The organism is Myxococcus hansupus (genome assembly GCF_000280925.3).
Taxonomy (GTDB): domain Bacteria; phylum Myxococcota; class Myxococcia; order Myxococcales; family Myxococcaceae; genus Myxococcus; species Myxococcus hansupus.
This window is the reverse complement of record NZ_CP012109.1, coordinates 2,039,635-2,056,648: the sequence shown is the minus strand read 5'-3', so window position 1 is coordinate 2,056,648 and position 17,014 is coordinate 2,039,635. Positions and strand designations below refer to the sequence as shown.

General features: G+C 68.7%; 14 protein-coding genes. 4 read left to right on the top strand and 10 right to left on the bottom strand.

What is annotated here, in order from left to right; translation table 11 throughout:
* Positions 1–44: 44 nt before the first annotated feature.
* A complete protein-coding gene (locus A176_RS08475; protein WP_002634088.1) occupies positions 45–1,958 on the top strand; it encodes a sulfatase-like hydrolase/transferase in 1,914 nt (637 codons plus the stop codon).
* A 36-nt stretch (positions 1,959–1,994) separates the two neighbouring features.
* Here A176_RS08475 and A176_RS08470 read toward each other — a convergent pair whose 3' ends face one another.
* Positions 1,995–2,582 (bottom strand): hypothetical protein, encoded by a 588-nt coding sequence (locus A176_RS08470; RefSeq protein ID WP_021781478.1) that lies wholly within the window; start codon positions 2,580–2,582, stop codon positions 1,995–1,997.
* The gene (locus A176_RS08465) at positions 2,582–3,340 is read right to left on the bottom strand and encodes a metallophosphoesterase family protein (protein WP_226994245.1); all 759 of its coding nucleotides are present in this window, start codon (positions 3,338–3,340) and stop codon (positions 2,582–2,584) included. Before A176_RS08465 ends, A176_RS08470 begins: the two co-directional genes overlap by 1 nt.
* Before the next feature lie 168 nt (positions 3,341–3,508).
* On the opposite strand from A176_RS08465, the gene A176_RS08460 reads away from it, so the two are divergent.
* Positions 3,509–4,792 (top strand): HEAT repeat domain-containing protein, encoded by a 1,284-nt coding sequence (locus A176_RS08460; RefSeq protein ID WP_002634085.1) that lies wholly within the window; start codon positions 3,509–3,511, stop codon positions 4,790–4,792.
* 21 nt (positions 4,793–4,813) lie between these two features.
* Here the strand turns inward: A176_RS08460 and A176_RS08455 are convergent, their stop codons facing one another.
* Entirely contained in the window at positions 4,814–5,908 is a 1,095-nt protein-coding gene (locus A176_RS08455; RefSeq protein WP_002634084.1) for a vWA domain-containing protein, read from the bottom strand.
* 178 nt (positions 5,909–6,086) lie between these two features.
* On the opposite strand from A176_RS08455, the gene A176_RS08450 reads away from it, so the two are divergent.
* Positions 6,087–7,931, top strand: a complete 1,845-nt coding sequence (locus tag A176_RS08450; protein ID WP_002634082.1) for a MutS-related protein — start codon at positions 6,087–6,089, stop codon at positions 7,929–7,931.
* 76 nt (positions 7,932–8,007) lie between these two features.
* Here the strand turns inward: A176_RS08450 and A176_RS08445 are convergent, their stop codons facing one another.
* Both A176_RS08445 and A176_RS08440 read right to left on the bottom strand, forming a co-directional pair.
* Positions 8,008–9,180, bottom strand: a complete 1,173-nt coding sequence (locus A176_RS08445; protein ID WP_002634081.1) for a thiolase family protein — start codon at positions 9,178–9,180, stop codon at positions 8,008–8,010.
* A gap of 79 nt (positions 9,181–9,259) precedes the next feature.
* On the bottom strand, positions 9,260–11,638 hold the full coding sequence (locus A176_RS08440; RefSeq protein WP_044890645.1) for a 3-hydroxyacyl-CoA dehydrogenase/enoyl-CoA hydratase family protein: 2,379 nt from the start codon (positions 11,636–11,638) through the stop codon (positions 9,260–9,262).
* 127 nt (positions 11,639–11,765) lie between these two features.
* On the opposite strand from A176_RS08440, the gene A176_RS08435 reads away from it, so the two are divergent.
* Positions 11,766–13,520, top strand: coding sequence for a M1 family metallopeptidase (locus A176_RS08435; protein WP_002634079.1), 1,755 nt, complete (start codon positions 11,766–11,768; stop codon positions 13,518–13,520).
* A 21-nt stretch (positions 13,521–13,541) separates the two neighbouring features.
* On the opposite strand, the gene A176_RS08430 is transcribed toward A176_RS08435, so the two are convergent.
* The 5 genes from A176_RS08430 to A176_RS08415 form a co-directional block, all read right to left on the bottom strand.
* Positions 13,542–14,426, bottom strand: a complete 885-nt coding sequence (locus A176_RS08430) for a DNA-methyltransferase (RefSeq protein WP_002634078.1) — start codon at positions 14,424–14,426, stop codon at positions 13,542–13,544.
* A gap of 218 nt (positions 14,427–14,644) precedes the next feature.
* Positions 14,645–14,872, bottom strand: coding sequence for a 50S ribosomal protein L31 (gene rpmE, locus A176_RS08425; RefSeq protein ID WP_002634077.1), 228 nt, complete (start codon positions 14,870–14,872; stop codon positions 14,645–14,647).
* Between the two features lie 111 nt (positions 14,873–14,983).
* The gene (locus A176_RS08420; RefSeq protein WP_002634076.1) at positions 14,984–15,922 is read right to left on the bottom strand and encodes a bifunctional UDP-sugar hydrolase/5'-nucleotidase; all 939 of its coding nucleotides are present in this window, start codon (positions 15,920–15,922) and stop codon (positions 14,984–14,986) included.
* Between the two features lie 72 nt (positions 15,923–15,994).
* On the bottom strand, positions 15,995–16,129 hold the full coding sequence (locus A176_RS40770; RefSeq protein ID WP_002634075.1) for a hypothetical protein: 135 nt from the start codon (positions 16,127–16,129) through the stop codon (positions 15,995–15,997).
* Positions 16,126–16,971: a tetratricopeptide repeat protein gene (locus A176_RS08415; protein WP_002634074.1), complete on the bottom strand. Its 846-nt coding sequence runs from the start codon at positions 16,969–16,971 to the stop codon at positions 16,126–16,128. Before A176_RS08415 ends, A176_RS40770 begins: the two co-directional genes overlap by 4 nt.
* Positions 16,972–17,014: the final 43 nt, after the last annotated feature.

Sequence of the window (17,014 nt, the reverse complement as noted above, 5' to 3'; positions counted from 1 at the left end):
TGAGGCTTGCGAAATTCCGCACTCCGGAATATCCGCATCCCCGAATGTCACAGGTCCTCAACGCGATGTCCACCGCGGCCACGAAAGCCCTCCAGCGCTTCGAGGGGGCTCGCCCGTACCTGAGCAACGCCCTGACGTGGTGCGTGCTGCACGGCCTGGTCGCCTTGATGTACTTCGGCACCGCGCTGCGAGTGGCCGTGGAGCGACTGGCGCCCTCACTGCGGCCGCTGCTGCTCGTGGGGAGCTTCGCCCAGGCGCTGTTCCTCGGGCTGGTGGCCTTCGTGGGGACGCTGCCACTGGCCTTCCTGTTGGGCCCCCGCTACCGCTTCGTCCTCCCCTGTCTCACGGCGGTGGGCGGCGTCCTCCTGGGCCTGGATGCGTTGGTCCTCAACTCGCTCGGCTTCCACATCAACGGCCTGGTGTTGGCGGTGGCGCTGCAACCGCATGCGCTCGCCGAGACGGGCCTGTCCTCGTCCGAGATATGCCTCCTGGGCGTGGCCATGGTCGCCACGCTCACCGTCGATGCCGCCGCGGGCTTCTGGTTCTTGAAGCGGGGCTTCGGGCCTCGCCGGGTGGCGCGCACCGTGGTGCTGCTGGCCGGGCTGTGCACCGCCGAGCGGCTGGTCAGCGCCTCCCTGGTGTTCGCCCATGGCGGCGCCGTGCAACACGCCACCACCACCCTGCCCCTCCAGGCACCGGTGCGGATGAACACCTTCCTGACCCGCATCACCGGCAAGGCCCCCGCCTCCGGACTGCGGCTGGGCGTGAGCCCCGAGGCCGGCGCCCCCGCCGCGAGCATCGACCCCTCGGCGGTGCGGTTCACCCGCCGCCCGGACATCGTCGTCGTCCTGATTGAGAGCCTCCGCGACGACTTCTTCACGCCGGACGTGATGCCGAACCTGTGGCGCAGGGCTCAGAATGGCACGCGCTTCCTGCGGCACCACAGCTCGGCCAGCGCCACGGACTACTCGCTCTTCAGCATGTTCTTCGGGCTGGAGGCCCAGCGCCGCAACGCCGTGGTGGGCGCGGGACGGACGCCGCTGCTGTTCCCCGCGCTGGACCGCAACGGCTATCAACAGTCCTTCTTCGCCGCGTCCTCCGTCGACTGGATGGGCCTGAAGGACACCGTGTTCCGCGACGTGAAGGGCGGCTTGAAGACGGACTACACCGGGCGGAGCCACCTTCGGGACGAAGCCATGGTTCGCGACGCGCTCGCGGCGGTGGAGGCAGCGCCTGCCGACACGCCGCTGTTCCTGTTCGTGTTCTTCGCGGGGACGCACTTCGATTACGACTACCCACCCCGCTCCGAGGTCTTCGCGCCGGCCTGGAATGGCAAGGGCGGACTGTCGACCGCGCGCGTGCCCCCCGCGCACCTCAAGGCCCGCGCGTGGAACGCCGCCTATGAGGTGGACACCAAGGTCGAAGGGCTGCTGTCACGCATCGAGGAGCTCCGTGGCGCGCGACCACTGACCCTCGTCACCGGAGACCACGGCGAGGAGTTTCGCGAACACGGCCGCGTGGGCCATGCCAGCGACGTGACGGCTTCGCAACTCCACGTGCCCATGCTCGTCTTCGACGAGCAACTGCCCAGCGGTGAGGTGGACGTCGTCACCGGGCACATCGACGTGGTGGCCACGCTCTTCGACCTGCTCGGCGATACACACGTCCCCGCGCTGCTGGGTGACGGCACGCCGATGACCCGGCCCGACCCCGAGCGGTATCTGCTCACCACCGTGGGCTGGGAGGCGCGGTACGCGCTCATCGGGCAGGAGCTCAAGGTCCACTTCGGTGCGGGACTTCCGGGCACGACCATCACCGACCTGATGGACCGTCCCCTGCCCGATGCTCAGGAACGCTTCGCCGCCGAGGCCCCCAACATCCTTCGACGGTTGCGCGGCGCCCAGGGCACCAGCTCGGTGGACACGGGCGCGGCGACGGCCATGCCCGCTCCGCCGTAACGGTGGAGCGGCGGCGAGGACACCCGACCTGCCGGTTCAAAACCGGAGCTTCACACCGAGCGCCAGGGAGAAGAGCCCCGCATTCACCGTGGCGGGGTTCCGGACGAACTGCACCAACCTGTAGTCCGTGGCGACGAGTTCGAAGTAGCCCTCCACGAGCCGAAGGTTCAGCGCGTCCACGGGCCGTCCCGCGCTGGCCCCCAGCGTCAACGCGGGGCGCAGCGCCGTCCTGAACCAGTAGTACCCATCGTCATAACGGTCCGGTTTCGCGGCGAAGTAGTCGTCCCCCGCCGTGTAGCTGAGCAACAGGCCGACCGAGAGCGGCCGCACCGTCCACCCACGTGTGTCGATGCGGAACGGCCGCCACTGTCCCTTGAGCGTGAAGGTGAGGAAGTCCTCGCCCGCCAAGGCCGGAGGCGCCCAGCCCACGAGCACCGAGGCCTCCAGTGCGTCCTCGAGGAAGCTCCAGCCCGGCCCCGCGGAGAGAAAGCCGATGGAGCCCGCGAACTGGACCGCCGCATGGTCGGGCACGTACCAGGGCGAGGTGTCGGCGGCCCGCGCGTTCTCAGCGCCCAGCAGCAGCATCGCCAGGGTCCAAGCCCCGAGGTGCATGGGCGCGGCCATCAGTACGTCACTCGCTCGACCTGCACCGCGTCCCCATCCACGCGAACCCAGAGGTAGCTCCGGTGGCGCATCGCCTCGGTGGTGACGTAGCGGACACCGCGCGACTCCGTGTCCGTGAACTGGTGCACGTGGCCGTGGAAGGAGATGGAGACCCCGTGGTCCGCCTGGAGTTGCTCCAGCGGCGCGATGAGCGCGTCGTCGAAGTCACCGTTGCCAGGAGGGACATGGGAGAACGTGAAGGTGCGCTGGAGCCCTGGCTGCGGCGTGAGCGCCGTCCCCAACCAGTCGAGGTCCGGGATGTTCCCGGGGAAGCCGTACTCGCGCGAGTTGGAGTCGAAGAAGACGAAGCGGTGGCCCGAGTACTCGAAGGCGAACGACTCCGGGCCGAAGGTGCGCCGGTAGAGCTTCTGCCCCAGGCCCAGCGCGTCGTGGTTGCCCATCACCACGAAGAACGGCGCGGGCAAGCGGGACAGGAGTTCAACGCCCCACTCGTACTCCTGGGTGCTGCCGAACTCCGTCAGGTCTCCCATCTGGATGACGAAGTCGGCGTTGCGCTGCTCCAGGTCGCGCATCGCGCCCGCGGCGTCATCCAGGAAGAGCTGCATGTCGCCAATCACCGCGAACTGAAACGTGGGCTTCGGCCCCGCGTCTTTCAACCGCGCGAGTGAGCGGGCATGCAGGTCCCGTGGCGGGCCGCGGAGTTCGTAGGGATGAAACTCGAAGACACCGCAGCCGACGAACACCAACAGCAATGTCACCCAGACGCGCACGTGCGCACGCTAACGTCGACAGTGAGATGCTTCCATGGAATGTGGAGAGGGAACCCCACGCATTCGGACCGAGGAGAAAGCCATCCTCACGCGCCATATGAACGGGACTCAGGACGTCTCCGGAACTTCCTCCAGCCAGCCGCTGTTGGCGGTGGCATGAGCACGCCCCTGTCGACACGCGACCTGCTCCGGTCGCTGGCCAGCACATCCTCCCGGAGCACCTCGGACGCACTGGAAGAACTGCGCGCCCGGGAGGACTTCACGCGTGTCGCGCACGACGTCCTGCGCTCCGGTACGGCCGAGGAGAAGGTCGTCGCCTTGCGCGCGTGGGTCCTTCGAACGACACCCGAGGCGCAGAGCCCTTCCAGCGCACCTGCCCCACAGTCCAGGGAGCCGCAGGACAGCGAGGATTGGAGATACCTCGTCGCCGCGCTCGACGACTCCGACGCCACCGTGCAGCAGGCGGTCATGAATGTCCTCGCGCGAATCGACCCGGCCGCCGCGAGTGCGCTCTTCCTGTCCCGCTTCGAGCAAGCCTCCAACACGGAACGGCTGACGGCACTCGCCACGGCGCAGCGGCTCCAGCTCCCCGACGCATTGGCGCTGGCCCGTCTCGCACTGACAGCCCCATCCGTCGACGTGCGCACCGCCGCCGTCTCGCTGCTCGCCAGACAGGGGGAAGCCTCTGACAGCCTGCTCATCCAGGCCCTCGCGGACACGGCCCCCACCATCCAACGTGAAGCGCTCCGGGCCCTGTCCCGCCGTGAGCGTGTTCCCACCCAGGTCTTCATCCCGCTCCTCTCCGCGGCGGCGACGCGAGTCCAAGAGGAAGCCCTCCAGGTGCTCGTACTGCGGAGGGACTCCAACACGTGCGAGCACCTCCTGCCGTTGCTCAGCGCCCAGGCACAGTCACTCCGCAAGCACGCCATCCGCGCCGTCGGACACATCGGCTGCGCGGGGGCGAGTCAGCAGCTTCTCGCGATGCTCGACCTGCACGGCGACGAGGAGGAACAAGCAGACCTCATCACCGCACTGGGCCTGCTGGGCGGTGCCCCGGCCTGGGCCGCCCTCCGCACGGCGCTGTCGGACCCACGACCCGGCATCAGACAAGCGGCGAGCTCCGCCTGGGCGGCAAGTTCCACCGCGCCTCCGGACCGGACCGCCGTGCTCCAGGAGCGGCAACGCGAGGACCCCTCTCCGGAGGTGCGCAGTCACATCACTGTCGCGCTGACCACCCTCGATGCCTCGACGGCGAGACTCGCCCTGCGCACGGCCCTCACGGACCCGGCGCCTGACGTCCGGAAAGTGGCCGTGCAGACCCTGGCGCGAAGCGCCGACCCCGATGCGCTCGACGAGCTGCGCGCCCACAGGGCCCTCGAGAGCAACCCAGACGTGCTGCGCGCGCTCGACGTCTCGCTCGAACAACGGCTCGAGGGCTGAAGCGGCGCCCCGGGAGACCGCCTACGCCGCCGCGGACCGGGCACCGTCCCAGTCCTCGACCTCGTAGAGGAACTTCGACCCGCCCATGAGCTTCCGGTTGGCCGAGGTGCTCTGCACGAACACGACGTACTTCTCCAGGCTCGCGGGCCGGATGCGCACCGTCTCGCCCGGCGGCAGGCCCAGCATCTCCCGGGCGCGCTCACCGCTGAAGAGGTCGCCCGTCTTCCGATCCATGAGGACGACCTCCTTGCGGCCCTGGATGGTCTCCGTCTTGGTGAACTCGTAGAAGCCCCGGCCCGTCTTGAAGCCCAGGCCGTTCTCCTGCACGAAGTCCTTGATGGCCAGGGTCCGGTCCACATCCAGCACCTGGAAACGGCCCGGGGGCACCGCGCGCAGGTCCGCCTCTCCGTACAGCGGCGCCGCCGTGCGCTGAAGCATGGTGCTGAACATCACGTTCAGCCCCCGGCTCATCCGGCCCTCGCGCACCACTTCCTGCTCAAACGACTGGAGCTGCGAGTCCGACGACTGCTTGTAGCAGACGGCCAACAGCATGTCGGTGACGTGCGCGAACTGGTCCAGGCTCAAATGAAAGCCGCCCGACTTCGCCGCCAGCTCCTTGTAGAAAGCCGTCGCGTGGCGCCGCGCCAGCGCTTGCACGCCATACACAGGCACGCCCATCCTACCCAGCGCATCCACTTCCTTGCGCCAGTCCAGCTTGTGCGGATTCTGGGACGGCCCATGGGGCACGTCGTCGCCAATCAGCACCAGCGCCCGCGTATAGCCCACCGTCCAGGAGAGGCGTTGCGCCTGGTGCAGAACGAACTCGTAGCATTCGGGCGCGTCGCCCCCACCCGTCTGCTCCACCCGGTCGACGAAGCGGACCACCGCGTTCTCGTCGTCCGTCAGGTCCAGCAGCTTCGTGACATACGTGGAGCGCGCGTCGCAGTAGTCCCCATGCGCGATGATGCCAATGCGGATGCCGGGAATCTCCTTCATCAATCGGGAAACGGTGCCACGCAGCTTCTTCCGCACCTGCGCCAGACACGGATACATGCTGCCCGTGGTGTCGAAGCTGAAGACGATTTCAACGCGATTATCAATGACTGACGTGCTCATCGCAGTGCCCCCTCGTGACCGCCGACGAGGACAAACATACGTCCCGGGTCTGACATGAATCGGGGGTGGAACAGGGGCCTGAATCGGGGTCCTGGAGGGGCGTAAGTCGACCCGTCGTCACGCGATTGCACCTGCCGCTTGCCCTGGGGGCCGCGCGCCCGCAGCATGCGTGCCCATCGTGTCCGCCACCGCCGAGCCCCCCTCCCCGCACCGTACGTACACCGAGCGCCGCGCCGCCGCGCAGGCTGAGCTGACCACGCTGGACCGTGTCAGCGCCCGTTACGCCAATTTGCGAACACTCGCGTTCCTGGCCGCGGCTGGCATCGCGGGCTTTGTCCTGGCCGGCCGCCTGCCCAAGGTGGCGTGGTGGGCCAGCGCCGCGGCCCTGGTGCTCTATGGCGTGCTCGCCGTCCTCCACCACCAGGTCTTCCGCCGCGAGGCCCGCGCGAAGCTGTACGTGACGCTCAACGAGCGAGGCCTGGCGCGGCTCGGCCCGGGCTGGCACGACTTCGCCGAGCGCGGGGAGCGCTTCCTCTCCCCCAGCCACCTGTACACGCCGGACCTGGATGTCTTCGGTCAGGGCAGCCTCTACCAGCTCCTCAACGAGACGGCGACGCGCGCGGGTGAGGAGCGGCTGGCGGCGTGGCTCTCCACGCCCGCGTCCGCGGAGGATGTCGAGTCCCGGCAAGGCGCCGCTCGCGAGCTGGCGCCGAACATCGACTTCCGGCAGGACCTCTGCGTGGACGCGCGCGACGCCTCCCGCGAGAAGGCGGACCCGGCGCTGTTCATCCAGTGGGCGGAGTCCGGGCCGTCGTTGAACGCCATCCGCTGGGCGCGTCCCGTCGCGGTGGTGCTGCCCCTGGTGACGCTGACCGTCTACGTCCTGGGCAAATTCGGTGTGCTGCCGGAGTCCGCCTTCTGGGCCGGACTGGCCGCGCAGCTCGGCGTGGCCGTCATCACCCGCGGCCCGCTGAAGGTCATGGACGAAGGCGTGGAGGCCGGTGAGCGGGGCTTCGTCCGCTACGCCCCCATCTTCGAGCGCGTGGAGGGCCAGCGCTTCGAGCACCCGCGCCTGAAGAAGCTCCAGTCCGGACTCCAGCAGGCCGGCCAGCCGCCGGTGTCCGAGCACTTCAAGCGCTTCAGCCGCCTGTTCTCGTTCATCGAGTTCAAGCGCCACCAGTTCCACCCGCTGATTCACTGGCTCACGCTCTGGGACATCCACGCGCACTTCGCGCTGGAGCGCTGGCGCGAGGCCCACGGCAAGCAACTGCGCCAGTGGTTCGAGGCCCTGGCCGAGCTGGAGGCCCTCTCCTGCATCGCCGGGCTCGCGCATGACCGGCCGGACTTCACCTGGCCTCGCATGGCCGCCACGGGCCCCTGCGTGGAGGCCACGGCCCTGGGACACCCGCTGCTGGACGCGCCGGTGCCCAACGACGTGTCCCTGCCCGGCCCCCGGCACGCGCTGCTCATCACCGGCTCCAACATGAGCGGCAAGACGACGCTGATGCGCGCGGTGGGAGCCAACGTGGTGCTCGCGCTGGCCGGCGCGCCGGTGAGCGCGAAGTCCTTCCGCCTGTCACCGCTCCAGGTGCTCACCAGCATGCGGGTGAAGGACTCGCTGGAGCGCGGCGTCTCGTACTTCTACGCGGAGGTGCAGCGCATCAAGGCGGTGTTGGATGCGGCGCAGACGGCGCGCGGACAGGTGCTCTTCCTGCTGGACGAAATCCTCCTGGGCACCAACACGCGCGAGCGGCAAATCGCCTCACGCGAGGTGCTGCGCCTGCTGCTGGGCACCGGCGCCATTGGCGCGGTGACGACGCATGACCTGTCCCTGGCGGTGCTCGCGGACGAGCCAGGGGCGCACGTCGTCAACGTCCACTTCCGGGACCACCTGGAGGACGGGAAGATGGTGTTCGACTACACGCTGCGCCAGGGCGTGGTGGACACCACGAACGCGCTGCGCGTGCTGCGGCTGGCGGGCGTGCCCGTGGACGACCCGGACGAAGTCGCCGTGGCGCGCTGAGCGCCGAAACGACACGGGCCCCGGGGTTTCCCCCGAGGCCCGCGCCTGAATCACTTCGTCACGTCCAAGGCGCTGATTACTTCGGCGCCTCGATGAGCGCCGCGAAGCCCATGCCGCCGCCGATGCACATGGAGACGACGCCGTAGCGGCCGTTGCGGCGCTTCAGCTCGCGCAGGATGGTGGCCACCATGCGCGCGCCGGAGACGCCCAGCGGGTGACCCAGGGCGATGGCGCCGCCGTTGGGGTTCACCTTGTCGGCGGGGATGCCCAGCTCGCGCACGCAGTACAGGGCCTGCGCGCCGAAGGCCTCGTTCAGCTCGAAGACGTCGATGTCCTCGACCTTGAGCTTGTTCTTCTCCAGCAGCTTGCGGACCGCCGGAACCGGGCCAATGCCCATGACTTCCGGGGGCACGCCGGCCACCGCGGCGTCGATGAAGTAGCCCAGCGGCTTGACGCCCAGCTCCTTCGCCTTCGCCTCGCTCATCACCACCGCGGCGGCGGCGCCGTCCGTCAGCGGCGACGCGTTACCGGCCGTCACCACGCCCTTGGGGTTGAAGGCCGGGCGCAGCTTGGCCAGGCCCTCCTGCGTGGTCTCCGGGCGGAGGATGGTGTCCACGGTGACGGTGACTTCCTGCGCCACGCCGTCGTCGTCGTAGTACGTCGTGGTGACGGGGACGATCTCCTCCTTGAACTTGCCCTGCTCCCGCGCGGCGGCGGCACGGCGCTGGCTCTCGGCGGCGAACTTGTCCGCGTCCTCACGCGACACGCTGTAGCGCGACGCGATGTTCTCCGCGGTGGCGCCCATGGAGGTGTAGACCTCCGGCAGGCGCTCCATCACCTCGGGGTTGGCGCTCGCCTTGTTGCCGCCCATGGGGACCATCGTCATGGACTCGGTGCCACCACCGATGCCCACGTCGTACATCCCCGCCTGGATGGCCTGGGCCACCTGGGCGATGGCCTGCGAACCGGAGGAACAGAACCGGTTGATGGTCATCGCGGGCACCGTGACGGGCAGGCCCGCCAGCAGCGTGGCCACGCGGGCCACGTTCATGCCCTGCTCGGCTTCCGGCATGGCACAGCCCAGGACGACGTCACCGATGTCTTCCGGCTTGAGGCCGGGGACCTGGGCAACGGCCTCCTTGATGGCGACAGCGGCCAGGGTATCCGGCCGGGTGTCCTTGAACTCTCCCTTGTGGGCGCGGGTGAAGGGCGTGCGGACCGCGCTGGCAATCACGACTCGACCAGCCATTTTGATGTCTCCTTGCCCGGGGGGCACCCGGGCCTTCAACGAATCTCAGGTTCAGTAGCCTATGGATACCGGCGGGCCGTCAGTTCCGCAGCGGCTTGCCCTTCTCAATCATGTGCTGCAGGCGGTCCTGGGTCTTCTCCTCGCCGCACAGGCTCAGGAAGGCCTCCGCCTCCAGCTCCAGCAAGCGCTCTTCCGTCACGAGCAGCGACGAGCTGGTGTTGCCACCCGTCAGGACCTTCGCCAGCTTCTGGGCGATCTTCCGGTCGTGCGCGCTCACCTGGCCGTTGAGCTCCATGTCGTAGAGCATCATGTCGATGGTGGCCGCGCCGCTGGTGCCCGGCAGGCGGAAGCGCGAGGGACGGGGCGCCTTGAAGCCGGCGTCCGCCATGCCCAGCACGCGGGCCTTCGCGTCGGACAGCAGGAAGTCCCGGTTGGCGCTGATGCCATCCGCCTGCGTCAGGAAGCCCGCCTCGCGCGCCTCTTCCGCGCTGGTGGCAACCTTCGCCATGCCGATGGTGAGGAAGATCTTCTTCAGGAAGGGGAAGAAGTCGAAGTCCTTGTCCGTGCCGAACGGGCCGTAGACGTTGCGCAGCAACTGCATGTTGCCGCCGCCGCCCGGGATGAGGCCCACGCCCACTTCCACCAGGCCCATGTACAGCTCGGCGCTGGCCTGGATGGCGTTGCCGCCCATCGTCACCTCGGCGCCGCCGCCGAGCGTGAGGTTGAAGGGCGCCGTCACCACCGGCACCGGGCTGTAGCGCATGCGCTGGTTCACCGCCTGGAAGCCCGTCACCAGCTTGCGGATGGACTCGAACTCGCCGCTCTTGGCCGCCCACAGCAGCGCCACGATGTTCGCGCCCGCGGAGAAGTTGGAGCCGTCGTTCCCGATGACGAGGCCCTTGTGGTTCTTCTCCGTCTCGTCCAGCGCGGTGTTCATCATCTCGATGATCTGGTCATCGATGGAGTTCATCTTCGTGTGGAACTCGAGCAGCGTCGCGCCGTCGCCCAGGTCCCACAGCGTGGCGCCGTCGTTGCCGGCGATCTTCTTGTTGCCGCGCTTGAGGTACTCCACGCGCTGCGTGCGGGCGTTCTCCGGCACCACCTTCACGGACTTGGACGGGATGTCCCAGTACGTGTCCTTGCCGTCCGCCACGCCGTAGAAGGACTCGCGGCCAGCGGCCAGCATCTCCTCCACCCACGCGGCCGGCTTCAGGCCCAGGGCCTTCATCCGCTCCACGCCCTTCTTCACGCCGTACGCGTCCCAGACCTCGAAGGGCCCCAGGTCCCAACCGAAGCCCCAGCGCACGCCGCGGTCCACGTTGACCACGTCGTCGGCGATCTCCGGGATGCGGCGGCTGGTGTAGGCCAGCACGTCCAGCGTGACGCCCTCGGCGAACTTCGCCGCCTTGTCCTCGGCGTTCATCACCGAGGCCACGCGCTCGCGCACGTTCTCGATGTCCCGCGCGGCGCCCAGCGACTCGTAGCGCACCTTCGCCTGCGGCCGGTACTCCAGCGACTTCAGGTCGAGCGCGAGGATCTCCTTGCCCTGCTTCTTGTAGAAGCCGCCGCCGCTCTTGTCGCCCAGCATGTTCTTCTCCACCATCTTCTGGAGGAACGCGGGGCTGGCGAACACGTCACGCTCTTCATCGTGCGTCAGCGTGTCGTAACAGTTCTTCGCCACGTGGGTGAACGTGTCCAGGCCCACGATGTCCGCGGTGCGGAACACGGCGGACTTGGGGCGGCCCATGGCCGGGCCAAAGATCTTGTCCACCTCTTCGATGGACAGCTCCGCCTTCTCCATGGAGGCGATGGTCCGCATCATCCCGTACACGCCAATGCGGTTCGCGATGAAGTTGGTGGTGTCCTTGCCGTAGACGATGCCCTTGCCCAGCACCTCTTCGCCGAAGCGGTGCAGCGTCTTGAGCACCTCCGGGGACGTCTCCTTGCCGGCCACCAGCTCCAGGAGCTTCATGTAGCGGACGGGGTTGAAGAAGTGCGTGACGAGGAAGTTCTTCTTGAACTCCGCGCCGCGGCCCTCCGTCATCCCGACAATCGACATGCCGGAGGTGTTGGACGACACGATGGTGCCCGGGCGGACGATCTTCTCCACCTTGGCGAAGAGGTCCTGCTTGATCTTCAGGTCCTCCTTCACCACCTCGACCACCCAGTCGCACTCGGCGATGCGGTTCAGGTCGTCCTCGAAGTTACCCACCTCGATGTTGGTGAGCACCTCGCCGGAGACGATGGGGCTGGGCTTCTGCTTGCGCAGGTTGGCCAGCGCGCCCTGGGCGAACTTGTTGCGAAACGCCTTCGAGGAGGTGTCCTCGCCCGGGCCGGCCTTGGGCGGAACGATGTCCAGGAGGAGCGCGCGCACGCCCGAGTTGGCCAGGTGCGCGGCGATGCCGCTGCCCATTACTCCGGCGCCCAGCACAGCCACTTTGCGGATCCGCGTCGTCATGTGGAAAAGGCTCCCTGTTGGGAAGGAGGGGATTGCACAAATGTAGGCGATTGACCCGAAAGTCAATCGGTTCGGACGACCAGGGCGCTCGCCACTGGAGGACAGGCGGACTACATACCGGCCCTCCATGGCGCGCCTCGACCCGCACTCGTACAACGACAGCACGCAGCCTGAGACGGAAACCCTGGACTGGAGGGCCCGCGTCGATTTCAGGACGCAGCGGCTTCACGCGGAAGTCACACACACCCTGAAGGAAGCCTCGGCGGGTCCGCTGGACCTGGATACTCGGGATCTGGAAATCCGAGACGTGGTCGACACCGCGGGTCGCCCCTTGCCCTACATCCTCTCCCCTTCCGAGCCCATCCTGGGCAGCCGGCTGCGCATCGAGCTGCCGGCGGGCTTGAGGCAATTCACCGTGCGCTACCGCACGGCGCCGCACGCGAGCGCGCTCCAGTGGCTGACGCCCTCGCAGACGGCCGGTGGGCAGCACCCCTTCCTCTATAGCCAGTGCCAGGCCATCCACGCCCGAAGCGTGGTGCCACTCCAGGACACGCCGCGCATCCGCATCCGCTACCAGGCGTCGCTGCGGATTCCCAAGGCGCTCAAGGCCGTCATGGCCGCCAGCTTCCTGCGGCGCGAGGAGCTGGGGGTGGAGGCGGAGGAACACTACGAGATGCCCCAGCCGGTGCCGCCCTACCTGCTCGCCTTCGCGGTGGGCAGCCTGGCGCCCAAGGAGCTGGGGCCGCGCTCACGCGTGTGGGCGGAGCCGGAGCTCTTGGAGGACGCGGCGGAGGAGTTCTCCGGCGTGGACGACATGCTGCGCGCCGCGGAGTCCCTCTTCGGGCCCTACGACTGGGAGCGGTTCGACCTGCTCACCATGCCGCCCTCGTTCCCCTACGGCGGCATGGAGAACCCGCGGCTGACGTTCCTCACGCCCACGCTCATCACCGGCGACAAGAGTCTGGTGAATGTGGTGGCGCACGAGCTGGCGCACTCGTGGACGGGCAACCTGGTGACGAATGCCTCCGCGGAGCACTTCTGGCTCAACGAGGGCTTCACCGTCTTCGCCGAGCGCCGCATCCTGGAGGCGCTGGCCGGGCAGGAGGTCACCGCGCTGCACGGCGCGCTGGGCCGGCGGGCGCTGGACTCCGCGATGCAGCACTTCCGCTCGCACCCGCAGCTCACGTCGCTGCGCACGCACCTGGCCGGCGTGGACCCGGACGAGGCCTTCTCCCAGATTCCCTACGAGAAGGGCTACCTGCTCCTGCGCGCCATGGAGGACGCCGCCGGACGCCCCGCGTTCGACGAGTTCCTGCGCCGCTACCTGGCCACCTACCGCTTCCGCGCGCTCACCACGGAGGAGTTCGTGGCCTTCGCGGAGAAGGAGCTGCCCGGGGTGCTCGCCCAGGTGGACGCGGAGGCGTACCTGCACCGGCCCGGCGTGCCCGCGGGGGCGCCGTCGCCGCGCTCGCGCCGGCTGGAATCCCTGGAGGCGCTGCGAGGCACGGTGCCCACGCAGGAGCAGGCCAAGGATTGGACGCCCACGGAGTGGCAGCTCTACCTGGAGTCCCTGCCGCGCACGACGCCTCGGGACGTCTTCCAGCAGCTCGACGCGCGCTTCCACCTCACCCAGAGCCGCAACCCGGAGGTCCTGGTGGCGTGGCTGGTGGCGGCGCTGCGCGGGGGCTGGGAGCCGGCCGTGGCGCGCACCGAGGCGTTCCTCGGCGAGGTGGGCCGGATGAAGTACCTCAAGCCGCTGTACGGGGTGCTCTCCGCGTCCCACGACTACCGCGGCCTGGCGCGCGCCCTCTTCAAGAAGCACGGGGAGCGCTACCACCCCATCGCCCGGCAGGGCGTGGAGCTCATCCTGTCGCGCGCCTGAGCGGCGCGCGGCGGGCAGGCGCTACTTGGACGCCATCGCGTTCAGGCGCTTCTGGGACAGGTCGAGGTACTTCTCGTCCATGTCGATGCCCACGTAGCGGTGGCCCAGCTTGAGGGCCGCCACGCCCGTGGTGCCGCTGCCGTTGAAGGGGTCCAGCACGAGCGCGTCCGGGGGGCAGCTCGCCTCCAGGATGCGCTCCAGCAGCGCCACCGGCTTCTGCGTGGGGTGGCTGCCGTGGGCCTTCTCCTCGCCGCCGCGCGGGACGGTGAGCGTCCACATCCGGCCCTCGCCGTCCGCCGTCAGCTCGGCGTCACCGGAGGGCGGCAGCGCCCAGGCGTCGCGCATCTGCTTGCCGCCGTTCTCCGCCTTCATGCGCGCGTAGTTGAACGTGTGCTGCAGCTTGCCGCCGGACTTCGGCGAGGCCCAGATGAGCAGCTCCGTGGAGTGCGTGAAGTAGCGGCACGCCAGGTTGGGGCTCGCGTTGGGCTTGAACCAGGTGACGGTGTTGAGCAGCTTGTAGCCGAGCTTCTGCATCGCGAAGCCGGCGTTGAAGATGACGTGCTGCGTGCCGCTCACCCACAGCGTGCCGGTGGGCTTGAGCAGGCGCTGGCAGGCCGCGAGCCACTCGGTGGTGAACTTGTGGTCCTCCTCCACGCCGCGCGACACGTCCCAGCCACCCTTGGCCACCGAGACGCGCTTGCCGCCCTTGCAGGTGGTGCCGCCGTTGGAGAGGAAGTACGGCGGGTCGGCGAAAATCATGTCGAACGTCTGGGGCTCGAACTGGGACATCAGCTCCAGGCTGTCGCCGTGCAGCAGCGTGTAGGCCTCCCCTTTGGAATGGACGCTCTCGCTGAGCGAGCGGCGGACGACTTTCAGGGAAGGGGCTGCAGCAGCGTGCGCGGACATCTCGCCTCCGTCGGACTCTTCGTCGTGGACGCGGCGGAATGTGCGGTCGCTTCGGTGCTACGTCTAATTTCTGGCCTGTAGCACCCTGAAACTTGACGGGGCATTCATGCCGTAGAAGCACCGCGAGCAGGGCGGGAGGACCTTTCTGGAGGTCTCCGTCACCCTGCTCGTCGGGAACTGCCTGGACTGTGCCGGGGCCCGTGAGAGGCCCCCGCGAACTACGCCTTCTTGGAGGCGGCGGACGTCGGCGACGCGCCGTACTTCTTGCGGAAGCGGTCGATGCGGCCGGCCGTGTCCACGAGCTTGTACTTGCCCGTGAAGAAGGGGTGGCAGTTCGAGCAGATTTCCACCGAGAACGAGCCGCGGGTGGACTTCGTCTCCACGACGTTGCCGCACATGCAGGTCACGCGGGACGCAGGGTAGACGGGATGGATTTCAGGCTTCATGGCACTCTCCAGTATGCCTTGCCCCCACCCGCCAACGGGTGGGAGGTCCGGCGCTGAGGGATGGTCGGCGCTTATAATGGCGCTTGGACCGCTTCACAAGGCCAGCTCGGATCAATGGGCCGCCGAGCCGGGCGGCTCGACGCGCTCCACCCGCTTCTGAACGCCCGGGTCCGCCGGCACGTCACTTCCAAGCTGGATGTACGACAATAGATGCGTGCGCCCCGCGGGCGTTGCGCCGCCCTCCAACGTCTTGCGCAGGGCCGCCTGCCGGGCTTCCAGGCTGGCGACGCTCTTCTCCAGGGCCGCCTTCTGGGCCGCGTCCTGGGTGCCCGCCAGCCGCTGCTTCGCCCGGACGATGTTGTCGTCGAGCAGGCGCAGGCTCTGGCGCATCCGGTCCTGCTCGGCGGCGTCCTCGAAGCGCCCCTTCCCGGCCACCTGGAGCACCAGCTTCGCGAGCTGGCGCCCCCGGTCCCCGGGCGGAATCACGGTGGCCTGCCCCTGACTCTGGGCGTACCCCGGTGGCCGGCCGTCGTTGGACTGCACCACGAAGTCCACGCCTTCCACCTGGTCGGCCAGGCGCAGGGCCTCGTCGTAGGACACCGCCGCGAGCACCACGACGACGTCCACCCCGGCCTCCTTCCGCAGGCGCTGGACCTCGGCGGCCACGGCGGGGTCCCCTGGAAGCCCCTGGACGAGCTCCTGGGGCGAGCCCTTGGCGGGAATCCCCACGGGCACCGGCTTGGGGGTCTCCGGGGAGACGCCCACCACGCCAACCGTCACGCCCTTCAGCTTCGTCACCAGCGAGGCGGGAAACACCCGCTTCCCCTGCCCGTCCACGAGGTTGGCCGACAGGAGCTTCAGCTTCGCCTTGCGCGTCTGCGCCTGGAGGAACTCCACGCCGAGCCCGAGGTCCCGCGTGCCCACGGCCATGGCCGCGGTGCCCTGCGCCTCCATCTGCGCGAGCACGAGCTCCGCGCGCGCCCTCGCGTCCGGAGCGCTGGCGCTGTCCCGGCTCTTGAAGAGCGCATTGCCCGCGTCCAGCACGAGCACGGGGGCGCCCTGCTTGCGCTCCTTCTCAATCGCGACTTTTCGTCTGGCAAGACCGCCAGAGGGATTGTGCCGTCAACCACAGGGGGCGACTTCGCCCCCATTGTCTCCGGTGAAGAGGAGGACGAGCTGCTTCGGCGCCGCGCCGGCCACCAGGGGCAGCAGGAGCAGCAGCGCGAGCGCCGCCAGCTTCACCGGACGCGGGCTCACTTCTTGCCCTTCTTGGCCGGGGGCGTCTTCGGCTTATCCAGCTCGGCGATGCGGTCCTTCGCCGTCTTCGCCTCGGGCGACTTCGGGTAGCTCTTGATGAGTTCCTCGAGCGCCAGCCGCGACTCTTCCTTCATCTTGAGCTGGGCGAAGCAGTCCGACGAGCGCAGGTAGGACTCTGGCGCGGACTCCGCCTTCGGGAAGTCCTGCAGCACCTTGCCGTACTCGAAGAGGGCCTCGCGGCACTTGGACTCGGTGAAGTACGTCTCACCCAGGCCGAAGTGGGCATCCCCCACCAGCGGGTCCTTGGCCCACTTCTTCATGAACTCGTTGTAGAGCTGGCGGGCCAGAATCACGTCACCGGCCTTGGCCTTCTCCTTGGCGAGCGCGAGGAACTCCTTCTTGTCCGTGGGGCGCTTGAGCTCCTCGGCCTTCCGCTTGGCCTCGGCCTCCTTCAACGCCGCCTCGCCCTGCATGGCGATGAGCTTCTGGTCCTGCGCGGCCAGCGCGGTCTCCAGCTCGGTGATTTTGTGGAGGTAGGTCTCCACCTGGCCCCGGAGCTGGGCGAGGTCCTCGACCGTCTTCTGGAACTGGACGCCGATGTCCGCGTCCTTGCGGCGCGCGGCGGTGTCCAGCCCCTTGAGGGCCTTGGTGACCTCGGCGACCTTCTCGTCGATCAGCGGGAGCGCGGCGGCGAGCTGCTCGCGCGCCTCCTTCAGCTCCGTCTGAATCTGAGCCGTGTCAGCGCCGAGCCGGTCGACCTTCGCCTCGAGGGCGCGGCCGCGGTCAGCGGGGTAGAAGCAACCTGGGAGGACCAGCAGGGAAATCAGCGCCAAGCTTCGCATCGGGCGCCATCTTAGGGCCAAACGTCCGGCCCGTCCGTTCTTC